15 protein-coding genes are annotated in these 15,530 nt (G+C 58.3%); 11 read left to right on the forward strand and 4 right to left on the reverse strand.

Annotated features, from left to right (window positions below; translation table 11 throughout):
* Positions 1-36: 36 nt before the first annotated feature.
* The gene (locus ACR0AZ_RS00305) at positions 37-1,338 is read right to left on the reverse strand and encodes an ABC transporter substrate-binding protein (protein ID WP_480468932.1); all 1,302 of its coding nucleotides are present in this window, start codon (positions 1,336-1,338) and stop codon (positions 37-39) included.
* A gap of 95 nt (positions 1,339-1,433) precedes the next feature.
* Positions 1,434-2,459 (reverse strand): LacI family DNA-binding transcriptional regulator, encoded by a 1,026-nt coding sequence (locus ACR0AZ_RS00310; protein WP_480468933.1) that lies wholly within the window; start codon positions 2,457-2,459, stop codon positions 1,434-1,436.
* Between the two features lie 120 nt (positions 2,460-2,579).
* Here ACR0AZ_RS00310 and xylB point away from each other — a divergent pair, with 120 nt between their 5' ends.
* The 8 genes from xylB (at position 2,580) to ACR0AZ_RS00350 (ending at position 11,026) form a co-directional block, all read left to right on the forward strand.
* A complete protein-coding gene (gene xylB, locus ACR0AZ_RS00315; protein WP_480666486.1) occupies positions 2,580-4,016 on the forward strand; it encodes a xylulokinase in 1,437 nt (478 codons plus the stop codon).
* A gap of 347 nt (positions 4,017-4,363) precedes the next feature.
* Positions 4,364-5,377, forward strand: a complete 1,014-nt coding sequence (locus tag ACR0AZ_RS00320) for a GlxA family transcriptional regulator (RefSeq protein ID WP_480666487.1) — start codon at positions 4,364-4,366, stop codon at positions 5,375-5,377.
* Between the two features lie 135 nt (positions 5,378-5,512).
* Positions 5,513-6,652: an aromatic ring-hydroxylating oxygenase subunit alpha gene (locus ACR0AZ_RS00325; protein ID WP_480666488.1), complete on the forward strand. Its 1,140-nt coding sequence runs from the start codon at positions 5,513-5,515 to the stop codon at positions 6,650-6,652.
* On the forward strand, positions 6,649-8,184 hold the full coding sequence (betC, locus tag ACR0AZ_RS00330) for a choline-sulfatase (protein WP_480666489.1): 1,536 nt from the start codon (positions 6,649-6,651) through the stop codon (positions 8,182-8,184). Before ACR0AZ_RS00325 ends, betC begins: the two co-directional genes overlap by 4 nt.
* The gene (locus tag ACR0AZ_RS00335; RefSeq protein WP_480468938.1) at positions 8,181-8,975 is read left to right on the forward strand and encodes an SDR family NAD(P)-dependent oxidoreductase; all 795 of its coding nucleotides are present in this window, start codon (positions 8,181-8,183) and stop codon (positions 8,973-8,975) included. The genes betC and ACR0AZ_RS00335 overlap by 4 nt, the downstream gene beginning before the upstream one ends.
* Before the next feature lie 13 nt (positions 8,976-8,988).
* A complete protein-coding gene (locus ACR0AZ_RS00340) occupies positions 8,989-9,360 on the forward strand; it encodes an aldehyde dehydrogenase family protein (RefSeq protein WP_480468939.1) in 372 nt (123 codons plus the stop codon).
* A gap of 26 nt (positions 9,361-9,386) precedes the next feature.
* The gene (locus ACR0AZ_RS00345) at positions 9,387-10,100 is read left to right on the forward strand and encodes an SDR family NAD(P)-dependent oxidoreductase (RefSeq protein WP_480666490.1); all 714 of its coding nucleotides are present in this window, start codon (positions 9,387-9,389) and stop codon (positions 10,098-10,100) included.
* The gene (locus ACR0AZ_RS00350) at positions 10,100-11,026 is read left to right on the forward strand and encodes a 3-hydroxyacyl-CoA dehydrogenase NAD-binding domain-containing protein (protein WP_480468941.1); all 927 of its coding nucleotides are present in this window, start codon (positions 10,100-10,102) and stop codon (positions 11,024-11,026) included. The genes ACR0AZ_RS00345 and ACR0AZ_RS00350 overlap by 1 nt, the downstream gene beginning before the upstream one ends.
* 7 nt (positions 11,027-11,033) lie before the next feature.
* Here ACR0AZ_RS00350 and ACR0AZ_RS00355 read toward each other — a convergent pair whose 3' ends face one another.
* Both ACR0AZ_RS00355 and ACR0AZ_RS00360 read right to left on the reverse strand, forming a co-directional pair.
* Complete coding sequence (locus ACR0AZ_RS00355) at positions 11,034-12,134, reverse strand: Gfo/Idh/MocA family protein (RefSeq protein WP_480666491.1); 1,101 nt, start codon at positions 12,132-12,134, stop codon at positions 11,034-11,036.
* Positions 12,135-12,146: 12 nt separating this feature from the next.
* Positions 12,147-12,857, reverse strand: a complete 711-nt coding sequence (locus ACR0AZ_RS00360) for a GntR family transcriptional regulator (RefSeq protein WP_480666492.1) — start codon at positions 12,855-12,857, stop codon at positions 12,147-12,149.
* A gap of 106 nt (positions 12,858-12,963) precedes the next feature.
* Here ACR0AZ_RS00360 and ACR0AZ_RS00365 point away from each other — a divergent pair, with 106 nt between their 5' ends.
* Genes ACR0AZ_RS00365 through ACR0AZ_RS00375 form a run of 3 tightly spaced genes read left to right on the forward strand, consistent with a single transcriptional unit; the run spans position 12,964 to position 15,523 of the window.
* A complete protein-coding gene (locus tag ACR0AZ_RS00365) occupies positions 12,964-14,118 on the forward strand; it encodes an LLM class flavin-dependent oxidoreductase (RefSeq protein WP_480666493.1) in 1,155 nt (384 codons plus the stop codon).
* Positions 14,118-15,008, forward strand: a complete 891-nt coding sequence (locus ACR0AZ_RS00370) for an aldo/keto reductase (RefSeq protein ID WP_480666495.1) — start codon at positions 14,118-14,120, stop codon at positions 15,006-15,008. The genes ACR0AZ_RS00365 and ACR0AZ_RS00370 overlap by 1 nt, the downstream gene beginning before the upstream one ends.
* A 20-nt stretch (positions 15,009-15,028) precedes the next feature.
* Positions 15,029-15,523 carry a flavin reductase family protein gene (locus tag ACR0AZ_RS00375; RefSeq protein WP_480666497.1) on the forward strand — a complete coding sequence of 165 codons (495 nt, stop codon included), beginning with the start codon at positions 15,029-15,031 and terminating at the stop codon, positions 15,521-15,523.
* Positions 15,524-15,530 lie beyond the last annotated feature (7 nt).

Genomic DNA, 15,530 nt, shown 5'->3' on the forward strand with positions numbered 1-15,530 from the left:
GGGGCAGATCTCTGCCCGCCCGCCGGGGAGTGTGCCTCAGTAGCCTGCGGCTTCCATCTCTTCTGCGGTGAAGGCCTGCGCTTTCTCCAGCGCTTCTTCGACCGTTTGCTGCCCGGCATAGACCGCCGAGAATTCCTGACTTACCTGTGTTGCGATGCCCGCGAATTCCGGGATCGCTGCAAACTGGATGCCGACATATGGCACCGGTTTCACCGTCGGGTTGTTCGGATCAGCCGACAGGATCGAATCCAGTGTCATCTTGGCGAACGGAACCTTCTGGTATTCAGGGTTTTCGTACAAAGAAACGCGCGCGCCTGGCGGAACATTGGCCCAGCCTTCGCTTTCAGCCACCAGTTCGATGTAATCTTTTGACGTAGCCCATTCGATGAACTGCTTGGCCGCATCTTCCTGCTGTGTTCCGGCTGGAATGGCGAGCGCCCAGGCCCAGAGCCAGTTGGACCGCTTGCCCAGACCGGTGTCAGGCGCGAGCGCAAATCCAACCTTATCCGCAACTGTGGAATCGTCAGGGTTGGTCACGAAAGACGCCGCAACAGTTGCGTCGATCCACATGCCGCACTTTCCCTGTTGGAACAGGGACAGATTTTCGTTGAAACCATTGGTGGCATAACCGGCAGGGCCAGATTCCGTCATCATTTCAACATAGAAGTTCAGCGTGTCGGCCCATTCCGGCTGATCGAACTGAGGCTTCCAGTCTTCGTCGAACCAGCGCGCGCCGAACGAGTTGGACATGGCAGTGATAAAAGCACCGCCTTCACCCCAACCAGCTTTGCCGCGCAGGCAGATTCCGTTGATGTCAGCGTCGCGATCGGTCATTGCCGCCGCTGCTTCCTTAATGAACTCCCAGGACGGAGCTTCGGGCATCTCAAGCCCCGCTTTTTCCATCAGGTCCGCGCGGTACATGATCATGGAACTTTCGCCATAGAAAGGTGCCGCATACAGCGTACCCTCATGGCTCAGACCGCCAGCCATGGCTGGCAGGATGTCACCAACGTCATATTCGTCGGACAGGCCGTCCAACGGAACCAACCAGCCATTTGCGCCCCAGATGGGCGTCTCGTACATGCCGATGGTCATGATATCGAACTGACCACCCTTGGTAGTGATGTCGGTGGTTACGCGCTGACGCAGCACGTTTTCCTCCAGCGTCACCCACTCGACATCGATGCCGGTCGCTTCGGTGAATTTATCGGTGTAGCCCTGCATCCGGATCATGTCGCCGTTGTTCACGGTGGCGATCGTTATGGATTGCGCGTGGGCTGCTGCCGTGGCGACGAAAGTCAAAGCAGTCGCCGCACGAAGTGCGTGTTTCAGATACATCCCTGTCCTCCCTGAGCTTGGATGTCATACAGAGAACGTAGAGTGTAAATTGTCGCGACGTCAATAAAAACTTTACGCGCGTTAAGAATTGTGAGTTATGCAGAATCCCTCAATACAAGCCGCGCAGGGAAAAGCGTTTCGGCTCGAGTATCGAATTTCCCCCCGCTTTCAATGAGTTCGAACAAAGTTTCGACACTTCGTCCGGCTACGTTGTCGTAGTCATGCGCTGCTGTGGTCAGAGACGGGCACGTAAATTTTGCGAATGGATGATCGTCATTCGAGGCGACGCGCAGCGTGCAATCTTCCTTCCGACCGACCCGAATCCCCCGCTCGAAACAGGCTGCGAGAAAGCCGATGGCAAGCCGATCATTGCTGCACAAAACAGAATCCGTCTTCAATCCACGCTCTTCCAGAACTTTCAGCGCGCCCCTGTGCCCGATTTCTTCGAACGCCCAGCCTGTGCCGTCAACTTTGATGATATGCGGCTCGAACCCGAGGCGTTCCATCACCTCAATGTAGGCTTTTCGCCGTTTATTGGCGTTGGGGTTCGCAGGTGTACGCATTTCAAAGAAGGATGGAGGCTCACCCGTCCGGGTCATGTATTCCACAGTCTGCGACACAAAACTGAAATTGTCCGACCCAATAAACGCGGCCCCCAGACCATCAAGGTTACTGTCGAACAGAACAGTCGGCACATTGGAACAGAATTTTTCGATCGCTGATCGGTCCGAAATTCGCCCCAACGGTGCCAACAGAACCCCCGCGGGTTTCATGGACTGCAGGCCGTCCAGAATTTCGGTTTCCAGCTTTTGCTCGCCATGTGAACTGAACAAGGATGGGCGATACCCTGCTGCAATACAGCTTTGTTCCAGATAGCGCGCGATTTCGGCAAAGAACGGATCAGCCAGATAGGGCACGACGATGCCGATATTCTTGGTCAGCTTCCGGTTCTGGTTCACAGCATAGATATTCGGACGATAGTCAAACCGTTCGAGCGCCTCCTCAATGCGCGCCCGTGTCGTTGGTCGAACGCTATCGGGATCGTGGAAGTACTTAGAAACCGTGGGTCGCGAGATGCCGCTGAGGGCCGCGAACTCTTCCATGTTCTTAATTTTGGTCATGCCAGTCTGCCTGCGGATCTTCGCCGCCTTGATCTTATCCTAACTTTACATATTCTTTGCGCGCGATAAAAAATCAAGAGTCAGGCAAGTTCCGGGCTTTGACGCGGGCAAGGGGTTTCAATGTATTTGGGGATCGATATCGGAACGTCAGCAGTCAAGCTTGTCTGCACGGATGCTGATCGGATTGTGGCGACGTCTTCTGTGGGGCTCAAGACAACATCTCCGCAACCTGGCTGGTCAGAGCAGCACCCGGATCTTTGGTGGCAAGCGACACGCGACGCATTAAATCTGCTTGCCGGGAAAATCGCGTTATCTGAGGTGAAAGCCATCGGATTGTCCGGCCAAATGCATGGCGCCGTGTTACTGGATCGCGATCTGCGCCCGATCCGCCCAGCAATCTTGTGGAATGACAGCAGGGCAGCGCATGAATGCGATGAACTGCGAGCCGCCGAACCGCAGATCGGGCAGATTGCGGGTGTTCTACCCTTACCGGGTTTTACTGCGCCCAAGATTGCGTGGCTGAAACAACATGAACCGGAATGCTATGGCCAAATTGCCCATATCCTGCTGCCCAAGGATTACATCGGCTTATGCCTGCACGGAGAGCTGGCAACCGACACGTCCGATGCCGCCGGAACCATGTGGCTCGATCAGGCGTCGCGCAAATGGCATGTCGGAATAGCCGAAGTCACCGGAGTAGCCCTCGATTGGTTGCCTCCGGTTCACGACGGGCACACGGTTGTTGGAACAGTGACAGCGCGAGCTGCGGCAGAGACCGGGTTGAAGCCCGGGACTCCTGTGGTCGCCGGGGGAGGGGACGCGGCAACCGGGGCGGTATCGTTGGGCGCTACCGAACCGGGGCGTGGCTTCATCTCTCTCGGAACGTCGGGCCAGTTATTTGTGGCGGATCGCTCATATAAGCCCAACCCCGAACGCTATGTGCATGCATATGCGCATACTCTGCCCGACCGCTGGTATCAAATGGCGGCGATGTTGAACGGGGCGAGGCCAATTTCATGGATTGGTGATCAATTGGGGGTGTCCGCCGCCGAAGTTGTTGCGCTCGCTGAAACGGTCAGCGGTGAACGCGTGCCGATTTTCCTACCGTATCTGACAGGTGAGCGCAGCCCACTTGGGGATCCGCATATCCGGGCCGGTTTCTTTGGTCTTGAAGATTCGACAACACGCGCAGACATCTGTCGTTCCGTGGTGGAGGCTATAGCTTTTTGCTTTGCCGATGCCGCGCAGAGTTTCGGCGATACAGTAGATAGCCTGCCGGAGCTTGCCGCGATCGGAGGTGGCAGCCGATCAGATCTGTTATTGAGTCTCATTGCGACGGTAATCGGGAAACCCATTGTGCGCTCAGACGGAGCAACTTCCGGTCCAGCCTATGGCGCGGCCCGTCTGGCGGCTTTTGGTGATCGTGCATTGGGCAGAGCCGATCTTGCAGAACAGCCCACGGCAACGGACAGGTTTGAGCCCGATGATTTAGTGGCACTTTCACGGCGATTGGCACGATTTCGTCAGCTTTATGCGGCAGTTAAAAACGTAAATTAGTCTCGGTCTAATTGACCTCAGCAATTCTGCCTCTGTCTTTTGTAGATCGGCTTTACGGGATCCGCACCAGCCAGCTTCTGTTCAGACATGGGCGAAGCTTTTCTAAGTTGGAGTTCTCTAAGCATGAAAGGCCTCGGGCGTTGCACAATGCGATGCTTGTCATCTGACGGAAATGAGATCCGGGCCCGGCGGATATAATAAAACACGCCTTGGTTAGATCCCGCATCGCGTCAACAATTCCCCAAGGGCTTGTCGGTTGTCAGCAGCGGGATTAGAGAATTCTTATGTATGTCGAGGTGGATATCCCGCACGCTACAACGTTCCGCGCTATGTGAGGTGATCGGGTGATGACACAATCCGCAGTCTCGCAGACCCGTATCTTGTTGCTGGTGACCCCAAACTTCAACATGTCGGCCACGATGGGGTTTATCGATCCGTTCCGGGCGGCAAACTATCTGGACGGCAAGCCACACTTCACGTGGGATTTCGTGTCTGAGGCTGGCGGCTATTGCGTTTCAAGCAACGGGGCCGGGACGGAGACAGCAGGATTGAACAGCTTTGACGCTCAGCCAGCGGATATTCTGATCGTCTCTTCCAGCTGGAACCCTGAACGGCACCTGACGGCAAAGATCAGTTCCGCGTTACACCAATGGGCACGCACAGGGGTGCTGCTTGGGGCGCTAGATACAGGGGCGTTCATGTTGGCGCAGGCCGGGTTGTTGAACGGGCGACGGGCGACTGTGCATTACGAACATATCGATGCCTTTCAGGAGCTTTATCCGGATGTCGAAGTGACGGAGAATCTGTATGTCCTCGACGGCAACCGGGCGACCTGCTGCGGAGGAGGGGCGTCGGTGGATTTTGCTCTGCACCTTTTGCAAGGTATCCACGGGATTGCGCTGGCGAATGCCGCCGCCCGCTATATCTTTCACGACCGGTTTCGGGGGCCATCGGCGCTGCAGCAGCCCGAGGGCAATGAGCCCTTGGGCACGATTATTCCCGCGACATTGAAAACGGCGATCCAGATTATGGAGGCGCATCTGGAAGATCCGCTGCCGATCCCTGCGATATGCAAACAGGCCAATATTTCGCACCGGCAACTCGACCGGTTGTTTGCCACTCATATCCGAAAGACCCCGGCCCTCTACTATCGCGATATCCGGCTGGACCGGGCGAGGGGGCTTGTCACCCAGACCGATATGCCAATCGCCGAGGTTGCCATGGCATCCGGTTTTGCCAGTCAGGTACATTTCAGCCGTTCGTATAAGGAACGGTTTGGCCTGCCGCCCAGTCAGGATCGGGTCGAGGGCCGCGTGCCGTTCGAATACAGGGCTTGGCCCATGCATCGCAAACCGGGCTGAGGGATGCACACCAATGGCTGAAAAAATTAAGAATATGGCGAAAAAAGTTTAGACGAAACTTCGATTTCAGAAGATCATATGCGGCGAAAGCCAGTAGCCCGGTGCTCTGACAAGCCCCGAATTGTGGAGACGCATATGAGCGAGCTGCCGTCCAAAGAACAGTTCCAACGCATTTCCGACGGGTACAGTTCCGACCCGTTCAACACCAGTTCATTGAAAGCCGAGGCATATGTCGACCCGGCGTGGCATCAGGTCGATCTGAATGAGATCCTTGCCAAAACCTGGCAATGGGTCTGCCACGTCGAAAAGCTGCGCGCGCCGGGATCGTATGTAACGGTCGAGATTGCAGGCCGCCCCATTGCCATTGTTCGCGACCGCGAGGGCGTCTTGCGCGCTTTCTACAATGTCTGCAAACACCGCGCCCACCACCTGCTGTCGGGTGAAGGCGAGACGACGCGGATCATGTGCCCTTATCACGCGTGGGTCTATAAACTGGACGGCCAGCTTGTTCGCGCGCCCGAGACGGAAAATCTGAGCGATTTCAGCACCAAGGATATCTGTCTGGATCGGGTTCAGGTCGAGGAATTCGCGGGATTCATCTATGTCAATCTCGACCCGGAGGCTGGGCCTCTGCATCAGGTGTCGGGCAATCTGGAGACGGAAATCCGCCACTGGGCACCAGATATCGAGAACCTGACTTTCGGTCACCGCCTGACTTATGACATCAAGTCGAACTGGAAGAATGTCGTCGACAATTTCCTCGAATGCTATCACTGCCCGACGGCGCATAAGGATTTCTGCGATCTGGTCGATATGGACACCTACAAGGTGACCACATATGGCATCTATTCCAGCCACATGGCCGAAGCAGGCAAGGGCGCGAACACCGCCTATGACGTGTCGAATGCCACGGTGCGGACCCATGCAGTCTGGTGGCTGTGGCCGACGACCTGCCTGATGCGGTATCCCGGCCGGTCCTCGATGATCGTGCTAAACATCATTCCGATTGGCCCTGACCGGACGCTGGAGACTTATGATTTCTTCCTCGAAACACCCGAACCCGATGAGATGGAACTGGAAGCGATCCGCTATCTCGACGAGGTTCTGCAGCGCGAAGATATCGATATTGTCGAAAGCGTGCAGCGCGGGATGAGCACACCCGCCTTTACTCAGGGCCGGATCGTCCACGATCCCAATGGCTCGGGCAAATCGGAACATGCGGTGCATCACTTCCACGGGCTGGTTCTGGACGCCTACGCAAAGGCTGCTCCGTGAGGCGGCCCAATATCGTTGTGGTGATGGCCGACCAGTTGGCACCGCATTTCTGCGGCGCTTATGGGCACCCGACCGTCAAGACGCCGCATATCGATGCGTTGGCTTCAAGGGGCATGCGGTTTGACGCGGCCTATTGCAACTCACCGCTCTGCGCGCCATCGCGCTTTGCCTTTATGTCCGGCCAGTTGATCAGCCGGATTGCCGCCTACGACAATGCCAGTGAATTCCGCGCCTCGGTTCCCACCTTTGCGCATTACCTGACGGCGCTGGGCTATCGCACCTGCCTGTCGGGCAAGATGCATTTCGTGGGCCCCGATCAGAAACACGGGTTTCAGGACCGGGTCACCACCGATATCTACCCGGCCGATTTCGCCTGGACCCCGGATTGGGAAGCCCCGGACGAGCGGATCGACAAGTGGTATCACAACATGCAAACGGTCAAGGAAAGCGGTGAGGCGATTGCCACATTCCAGACCGACTATGACGATGAGGTTGAATTCGCCGCCCGCCGCTGGCTGATCGACCGGGGGCGGGATCGGGCGGCTGGGGATGAAGCTCCGTTCTGCCTCGTGGCCAGCTTTATCCACCCGCATGATCCGTATGTCGCCAAGCCGGAATGGTGGAACCTCTACTCCAACGCCGATGTTCCACTGCCGGAATTCACCCTGACATCTGACGAACAAGACCCGTTCTCGCGACGGGTTATGGACGGGATCGAGGCCAGCTACGTGCCGCTCAGCGAGGCCGAGGTATTGCGTGCGCGGCGGGCCTATCTGGCGAATGTCAGCTATTTCGACAGCAAACTCGGCGCTATGGTGAAAGCGCTGGAAGAGATTGGAGAGCTGGACAACACCATCGTTATCGTCACCGCCGATCACGGCGATATGCTGGGCGAGCGGGGGTTGTGGTACAAGATGAACTTCTTCGAACACTCGGCCCGCGTACCTCTTGTGATGGCCGGGCCCGGCGTCGCGCAGGGCTCTGCCGCCAATGCGTGTTCGCTGGTCGATATGCTGCCCACCTTCGTCGATATCGCCGGGGGTTCGAACGATATGTTCGGCGAGCCGGTGGATGGCCGCTCGCTGATGCTATTGGCACGGGGAGACGCCGATGCGATTGATGAAGCGATTGGTGAATACTGCGCCGAGATGACGCCTTATCCGGTTTTCATGATCCGTCGCGGTACATTGAAATACATCCATTGCGATCCCGATCCCCCGCAGCTTTACGATCTGTCGTGCGACCCGTTGGAGAAGGTGAATCTGGCCGAAAATCCGACCTATGCGGCGCAATCGTCGCACTTCGCTGATGAAGTCGCCAAACGCTGGAACAGCGAGAAGTTGCGCGCTGACGTGATCGCCACCCAGAAGTCCCGTCGCGCGTTGCACGCAGCGATGGAGGCCGGGGCGGGCGAGCCTTGGGATTACAATCCGCCTTCGGATGCCAGCCAGCAATATGTGCGCAATCACATGGACTGGACCGTGGCAGCCACCCGCTATCGCTATCCGCCTTTGAAGGAGACCAAATCATGATGCTGGACGGCAAAACCGCGCTGGTCACCGGCGGGCGAGGCGGGATCGGGCGAGCTATCGTTGCCCGATTTCTGCGCGAAGGCGCGCGCGTCTACGCGGCTGATTTGACGCCTGAGGGATCGTTGGACGCCCATGACGATGATGGCAGCCATTTCGTCAAGCTGGATGTCACGCAGGAAGCGGACGCAGTTGCCGCAATGGCGCAGGTCGACCGCGAAGCAGGTCAGTTGGATATTCTGGTCAACGCCGCGGGGATCGAGATCGAAAAGACTATCGAAGACACCTCGCTTGAGGAATGGAACCTTTCCTTTGCGGTTAATGTCACGGGGACGTTTCTGACCTCGAAACATGCGTTGCCGCTGATGCGCAAGGCGGCCTCATCAGGTCCTTCCGCTTCGATCATCAATTTCGGCAGCTATGATGGCTTCATCGCCGATCCCGGGCTGGCCGCCTATTGCGCCACCAAAGGTGCGGTACACGCACTGACCAAGGCGATGGCCTGCGACCATGGCCCCGATGGCATTCGGGTCAATGCGATCTGCCCGGGTTACGTGGATACACCGATGTTGCAGAGCTTTTTTACCGGCGATGGCTCGGGTGGTGGCGGCAAAACCATCGACCAGTTACAGCAGGCAGTGCGCGATGTGCATCCGATGCGGACATATGGAACGCCTCAGGATATCGCCAATCTGGTCAACTGGCTGGCCTCGGATGAGGCGCGCTATGCCAGCGGTCAGCTTTGGGTGCTGGACGGCGGCTTGTCAGCGCAAGTGCAGCAGATGCGACTTTAGGTGAGGGATGGATATGCAAACAGATATGCTGATCAATGGTGAGCGCGTTGTCGGGCTGGGAGAGCCTTTACCGGTTCTCGACCCGTCCGCCGATGAAGCGATTGTCGAGATCCCTGAAGCAACGCCCGAACAGATCAAAGCCGCGGCGCAGGCGGCGCATGAGGCGTTTGAAAGCTACCACCTGACCCCACCGGCTGAGCGCGCCGGATACATTCTCGCCATCGCTGATGTGGTCGAGACGCATATTGGTGAACTGCCCGACCTGGGTACCCTCGACGTTGGCAAGCCGTGGCCTGCGATGAAAGGCTCGGGCATTGGCTGCGATATGTCGGTCTATGCGCTGGACGCCTATATGTCCGTGCGCCACGTGATGGTGGCCCAGTGATGCGGTTGGCAGGGAAAACAGCGTTGGTGACCGGCGGCCGACGAGGTATCGGTCGCGGGATTGTCGGAGCTTTCGTACGGGAAGGCGGCAAAGTAGCGACGTGCGGGCGCGGTGACAGGCCCGAGGGGCTGCCTGATGCAATCGACTGGTACAATCTGGACGTCACCGATGCAGCAGCGGTCGATGCCCTGGCGCAAGAAATGGACGGCCTCGACATTTTGGTCAACAACGCTGGGGTTCAGGTCGAAAAGACAGTGCCGGACAGTTCGGATGCTGATTGGGAGATGGTGATTGGCACCAATTGCCGGGGCGTGTTCAACCTCTGCCGTGCTTTCATCCCGCGCATGGCCGAAGGTGGCTCCATCATCAATATCGGCTCAATCTCAGGAACGGCCGCAGACCCGTCGATGGCGCTTTATAACGCGTCCAAGGCTTTTGTGCATGGGCTGACACGCTCAATCGCTATCGATCATGGCCCCCACATCCGGTGCAACGCAATCTGCCCCGGCTGGATCGAGACCGGAATGCTCGATGCAGCGTTCGATCTGGCCGCTGACCCTCGGGCGGCCCGAAGCGATGCCTTGGCGCGACACGCGACACGGCGGTTTGGCAAGCCTGAGGATATTGCCAGCATGGCGGTCTGGCTGGCCTCGGATGAGGCAGGTTTTGCAACCGGGCAATTATTCACGGTGGATGGCGGCATGACCGCGGCGTCTCCGCTCAATCCGGGATTGTTCTGATGGAAATTCAACATACCGCCTGCTTGGGCGGTGGCGTGATCGGGGCCAGTTGGGCGTCGCTGTTTCTGGCATCAGGTCGCTCGGTGGCGCTGTTCGATCCCGACCCAAAGGTTGCGGACAATGTGCGCCGTTACATCGATACCGCATGGCCCGCGATGACTGAGCTTGGTCTGACCGAAAACGGCACCCCCGATGCGATCCGCTTTTTTCCCGGTGCGGCTGAGGCGGTCGAAGGGGCCGGATTCGTGCAGGAAAACGTCCCGGAACGGCTGGAGATCAAACATGCCACGTTCCGCGCCATCGAACCTGCCTTGTCGCCAGAGGCTGTTGTCGCAAGCTCGGCCTCGGGGCTGACCCTCGGCCAGATGCAGCCGGGCTGGAATGATCCTGCGCGGTTTGTGCTGGGGCATCCGTTCAACCCTCCGCACCTGATCCCGCTGGTCGAGGTATTGGGCAATGACCGCACTGCCGATGGTGTCGTCGAACAGGCACAGGCATTCTATCAGTCGGTCGGCAAGACCACGATCCGTCTGCACAAAGAGGTGCCCGGCCATGTCGCCAATCGCCTGCAGGCCGCGATCTGGCGCGAGGCGATCCACCTTGTCACCTCTGGCGTGGCTTCGGTCGAAGATGTCGACAAGGCCGTCTGGGCCGGTCCCGGCCTCAGATGGGCGGCAATGGGGCCGACGATGCTGTTCAACCTCGGCGCAGGTGAGGGCGGATTGCAGGCGTTCTGTGACCACTTTACCGACACGTTCAACGGGTGGTGGGATGATCTGGGCGAGGTCCGCCTGACCGAAGATGTAACCCGCACACTGGTCGAGGGCGTCACTGCGGAGGCCAAGGGCGAGGCACCCGCCGCGCTGTCGCAGCAGCGGGATGCGTTGATCGTGGCGTTGCAGAAAGCGGTCGCGGGTCTGCGCTGAGCGGCTGTTACCGTGAAAGGGTTACAGTCTCTCCGCGCTCTGCCGCTTGTTGCGCGGCAAGCCCGACGCGCACCGCCCAGATGCCATCGCGCAAGGATACCTCCGGGGCTGTGCGCTCTCCACGCACCAGTTCCAGAAAGCCCTTGTGTTGGTAGTAGGTTGACCCGTTGTGATCCCCGGCGGCCAGTAACTCGGGGTCAACCGGAATATCGCGTGCAACCGGGCCTTTGGGATCGCGGGGGCTGACGATCAGTTGCGGTACCGGAGCCTCGCCCAGATGATCAGGCCAGAAACGACCCGGTCCGGGGATCAGGGCCTCGACCTTGGTGGCGGGGCCGATGGCGCAGATCTCCTCCTGATAGCTGGACCCTTCGGCGAACATGCACAGTTCCAGCATTGCTCGTGCGCCCGAAGCGAAATCGACGATGACGTAACCATTGTCCAGAATGTCCGGCGTCTCGCCCGCATAGGTCTCGTCCAGGTGATTGACCGATTGCCCGCCGCTTGCCGAGACCCGCACCGGGTCCGATTGCAGGATCAGGCGCATGAGGTCGAAGAAATGGCAGCATTTTTCGACAAATGTACCGCCTGTGTTGCGGTTGAACCGGTTCCAGTTGCCGACCTTCTCAAGGAACGGAAAGCGATGCTCGCGGATCGACAGCATCCTGATCCCGCCGCTGGTGGCTTCGGCTTCATCGATCAGCGCCGCGATGGGCGGCATATAGCGATACTCCATCGCGACCCAGATCGGGTGCGGGTAGTCGCGTTCCAGCTGCTCAAGCCGGTCGAGATCGGCAGGATTGGTAAATAACGGCTTCTCGACCAGCAGGGGCAGGGGGCGGGTCTGGGCGATTTCGATCAACTGTTCGACATGCAGGTGGTTGGGGCTGGCGATGACAAGGCAATCCAGATCACTGATCGCCAGCAGGTCCTGTATCGACGTGGCCATCTGCGCATCCGGCGCGATGGCCTGCGCGTTTTGCGCCATCTCCGGATCAGGTTCGAATATTGCGGCGACGCGCGTACCGTCAAGCAGAGCTATATTGTGCAGGTGCTCCTGCCCCATCATGCCGCATCCGATCAGCCCGTAATTGATGGTCCGGGTCATGCGCAGTTCCTTTTACTTCAGGCGTTGGACATAGGTGGCCCGATCCGGATCGAACCATGTTTTTGAAAACTCGACAGGTTCGGCCTTCTCTGACCAGCTGAACCGCTCGATATACCCCACGATCTGGCCGGCGGGCTTGGTGAAACCACTGGGCGTCCAGTCGGGCAGGGCACCGACCGAGACACGATCCTCGGCCCGCGTGATCCAGAAGCCAAGCTGCTGCTGGTAGTAGCGATAAAGCGAGTCAGACAGCAGGCTCTGATCGATTGTCCCGGCCGATTCGTCCAGCCAGATTTCCTCGACCGCGATGATTGTGTCATTCAGATAGCGCATCCGGCGGACCCGCGATCCGAATTTCGACTGGCCGAATTCCGGCAAATCTGAGGGTTTTTTAAGATGATCGACCGATAGGACATCCGCGCGCGGCAACCCGCCGCCTTCGGGCAGCTCCAGCCGGAACATGGCATAGACGCTGTTCTGCGTTCCTGTCTCGCGGATGTAATTGCCCGAGCCCTGAATACGCTCCAACATGCCTTTTTTCTCAAGCTCGGCGAGGGATTTTCGCAAGGTCCCGACCGAAACATTCAGGTTGGCGGCCATATCCCTTTCAGGCGGCAGACGCTCGCCATCCATCAGGCGGCCTGCCGCGATATCGCGGATCAGCAGCTCTGAGATCTGGACATAGATCGGCAGGGCGTTGGGATTACGGCTGTTTGTGGTCACTTGCGCGCGCTTCACTCGGTCGCAGGAAAAATTGATACACTATTGATCTACATCAATGCGCTTGCTACGCAAGAGGAAAGTCAAAGATGTACGGAGCGTGAATCAAATGAGCATCGTCCCCATCACATCCCCTAATCTGGATGCGGCCGAGGTTTCGTGGTTCGCAGCGCTGTGTTCGGATGACTACCAGTTCCTCGGTGTGCCCGACGGTGATCTGCGATCCAGTTGGGAGCATTGTTCGGGCATCGTGAAAGAAGCCGAGGCGCAAGGCTTTCGCAACATTCTGTGCCCGTCGTCCTATCAGGTCGGTCAGGATACGCTGAGTTTCGTCGCAGGTTGCGCGCCGATCACCGAAAAGATCAACCTACTGGCCGCCGTGCGCTGTGGTGAGATGCAGCCCATTATGCTGGCCCGCACCATCGCGACGCTCGATCACATGCTTAAGGGGCGGTTGACGGTCAACATCATCTCTTCCGACTTCCCTGGCGAGAAAGCCGACAGTGCGTTCCGTTATCAGCGCTCGCGCGAAGTCGTAGAAATCCTGAAACAGGCCTGGACCCAGGACGAGATCAACCATGCCGGTGAGGTCTATAACTTCTCGGGCCTGACTACGGACCCGGCCCGGCCCTATCAGACCGGCGGTCCGCTGCTGTATTTCGGCGGCTACTCCCCATCCGCGTTGGACCTGTGTGGCGAGCATTGCGATGTCTATCTGATGTGGCCTGAGACGAAGGACCAACTGGCCGAACGGATGAAGGCCGTTCACGCTGTGGCTGAGAATTACAACCGCACTCTAGATTACGGCCTGCGCGTCCACATGATTGTTCGCGATACCGAGGCTGAGGCGCAGGAATATGCGGATTACATCGTCTCGAAACTAGATGACGAATATGGCCGCGCGATCCGGGAACGGGCGCTGGACTCGACCTCTCTGGGTGTGGCGCATCAGGCGAAGAACCGCGATCTGGCGGATGAATACGGTTATGTCGAACCGGGCTTGTGGACAGGCGTCGGACGCGCGCGGTCGGGCTGTGGCGCGGCGCTGGTCGGGTCAACCGATCAGGTCATGTCCAAGATCGAAGAATATCAGAAGATGGGCATCCGCGCCTTCATCTTCTCGGGCTACCCGCACATGGATGAGGCCAAGCATTTTGGCGCCCGTGTGATGCCCAACCTGAAAACCTGCTCGCTTCCCGAAGCCTACGGGCGCGTGCCTGCAACCACCCCGGCGACTCCGCTGGGCAACGGAGTTCGTCGTTGATGCAACGTGTGAAACTATCTGACACGCTGGAAATGAGCCGCCTTGTCTATGGCATGTGGCGTTTGGGTGATGACAGCGACACGTCGACCGCACATGTCGAGGCCAAGATTCAGGCTTGTCTGGATCAGGGGATTACCACCTTCGATCAGGCCGACATTTATGGCGGATACGCGGCCGAGGCCGTTCTGGGCAATGCCTTGCGCGCCAATCCCAGCCTGCGCCAGAAGATGGAGATCGTCACCAAATGTGACATCGTCGCTCCGGTTGGCCGCTATGCTGAGGCCAAGGTCAAATACTACGACACGTCGCGCGCGCATATTCTGAAATCGGTGGAGGCGTCGCTGTCCGAAATGGCGATCGATCACATCGATCTGCTGTTGATCCATCGCCCTGATCCAATGATGGACCACCATGAAACCGGTGCAGCGTTGGATGAGGTAGTCGCCAGTGGCAAGGTCGGCGCGGTTGGCGTGTCCAACTTCCGTCCGTGGGATTGGTCCTTGCTGCAGTCGGCGATGAAAACCCAGTTGGTCACCAATCAGATTGAAATCTCGCTTGGGGAGATCAGCCCGTTTACCAATGGCGATCTGGCGTTCCACCAACAACACGGTCATCCGTTGATGGCGTGGTCCCCGCTGGGTGGGGGCTTGCTGATGGCCGGTAACCCACCGGTCGGTGTTGTTGCGGATGAGATCGCCGCAGAATTCGGTGTGGACCGAGCTGCCGTTGCGGTTGCCTTCCTGCTGGCGCATCCGGCAAACATCCTGCCGGTGCTGGGCACCAACAATCTGGACCGCATCAAGCGCGTCTCGGACGCCTTGAAGGTCAAGCTGGACCGTGAAAGCTGGTACCGTCTCTATGAGGCGGCGCTGGGACATGAGGTGCCCTGATGAATGCAATCTCACGTGATATGAACCATACATTCGTCCCGCATAAGGACGACACGCGAACCCTGCGCGATGCTTTTGGCCGTTTTGCCACGGGTGTTACGGTAGTGACCTGCGACAGCGAGGATGGGCCGATTTGCATCACGGCCAACAGCTTTTCGTCCCTGTCGCTGGACCCACCGCTGGTGATGTGGGCGGGTGACCGCAATTCGCGCCGGTTCCGTTATTTTCACGCTGCGCGCCACTTCAGCGTGCATGTCCTGTCTGCTGAACAGGCCGAGCTGTGCTTTGGCTGTTCAAAAGACGCCCATGCCCTGCGTGATATCGAACATGATCGGTGTGTAAACGGCACCCCGCTCTTGCCGGGCAGTCTTGCCCGGTTCGAATGTGAGCAGCACGCCTATCACGATGCGGGCGATCATGTGATCGTGGTGGGCAAAGTTCTGAAAGTCAGCATGGCGGATGGAGACGCGCTGACATTCTTTGCCGGAAAACTCGGCCAATTCGCGCAGAACTAAGCGCGAT

Source organism: Ruegeria sp. BE3 (assembly GCF_056538865.1).

Coding starts and splice junctions, on each gene's coding strand:
- ACR0AZ_RS00305 (WP_480468932.1), bottom strand. CDS start 1,338: ATGTATCTGAAACACGCACTTCGTGCGGCGACTGCTTTGACTTTCGTC.
- ACR0AZ_RS00310 (WP_480468933.1), bottom strand. CDS start 2,459: ATGACCAAAATTAAGAACATGGAAGAGTTCGCGGCCCTCAGCGGCATC.
- xylB (WP_480666486.1), top strand. CDS start 2,580: ATGTATTTGGGGATCGATATCGGAACGTCAGCAGTCAAGCTTGTCTGC.
- ACR0AZ_RS00320 (WP_480666487.1), top strand. CDS start 4,364: ATGACACAATCCGCAGTCTCGCAGACCCGTATCTTGTTGCTGGTGACC.
- ACR0AZ_RS00325 (WP_480666488.1), top strand. CDS start 5,513: ATGAGCGAGCTGCCGTCCAAAGAACAGTTCCAACGCATTTCCGACGGG.
- ACR0AZ_RS00335 (WP_480468938.1), top strand. CDS start 8,181: ATGATGCTGGACGGCAAAACCGCGCTGGTCACCGGCGGGCGAGGCGGG.
- ACR0AZ_RS00340 (WP_480468939.1), top strand. CDS start 8,989: ATGCAAACAGATATGCTGATCAATGGTGAGCGCGTTGTCGGGCTGGGA.
- ACR0AZ_RS00350 (WP_480468941.1), top strand. CDS start 10,100: ATGGAAATTCAACATACCGCCTGCTTGGGCGGTGGCGTGATCGGGGCC.
- ACR0AZ_RS00355 (WP_480666491.1), bottom strand. CDS start 12,134: ATGACCCGGACCATCAATTACGGGCTGATCGGATGCGGCATGATGGGG.
- ACR0AZ_RS00365 (WP_480666493.1), top strand. CDS start 12,964: ATGAGCATCGTCCCCATCACATCCCCTAATCTGGATGCGGCCGAGGTT.
- ACR0AZ_RS00370 (WP_480666495.1), top strand. CDS start 14,118: ATGCAACGTGTGAAACTATCTGACACGCTGGAAATGAGCCGCCTTGTC.
- ACR0AZ_RS00375 (WP_480666497.1), top strand. CDS start 15,029: ATGAACCATACATTCGTCCCGCATAAGGACGACACGCGAACCCTGCGC.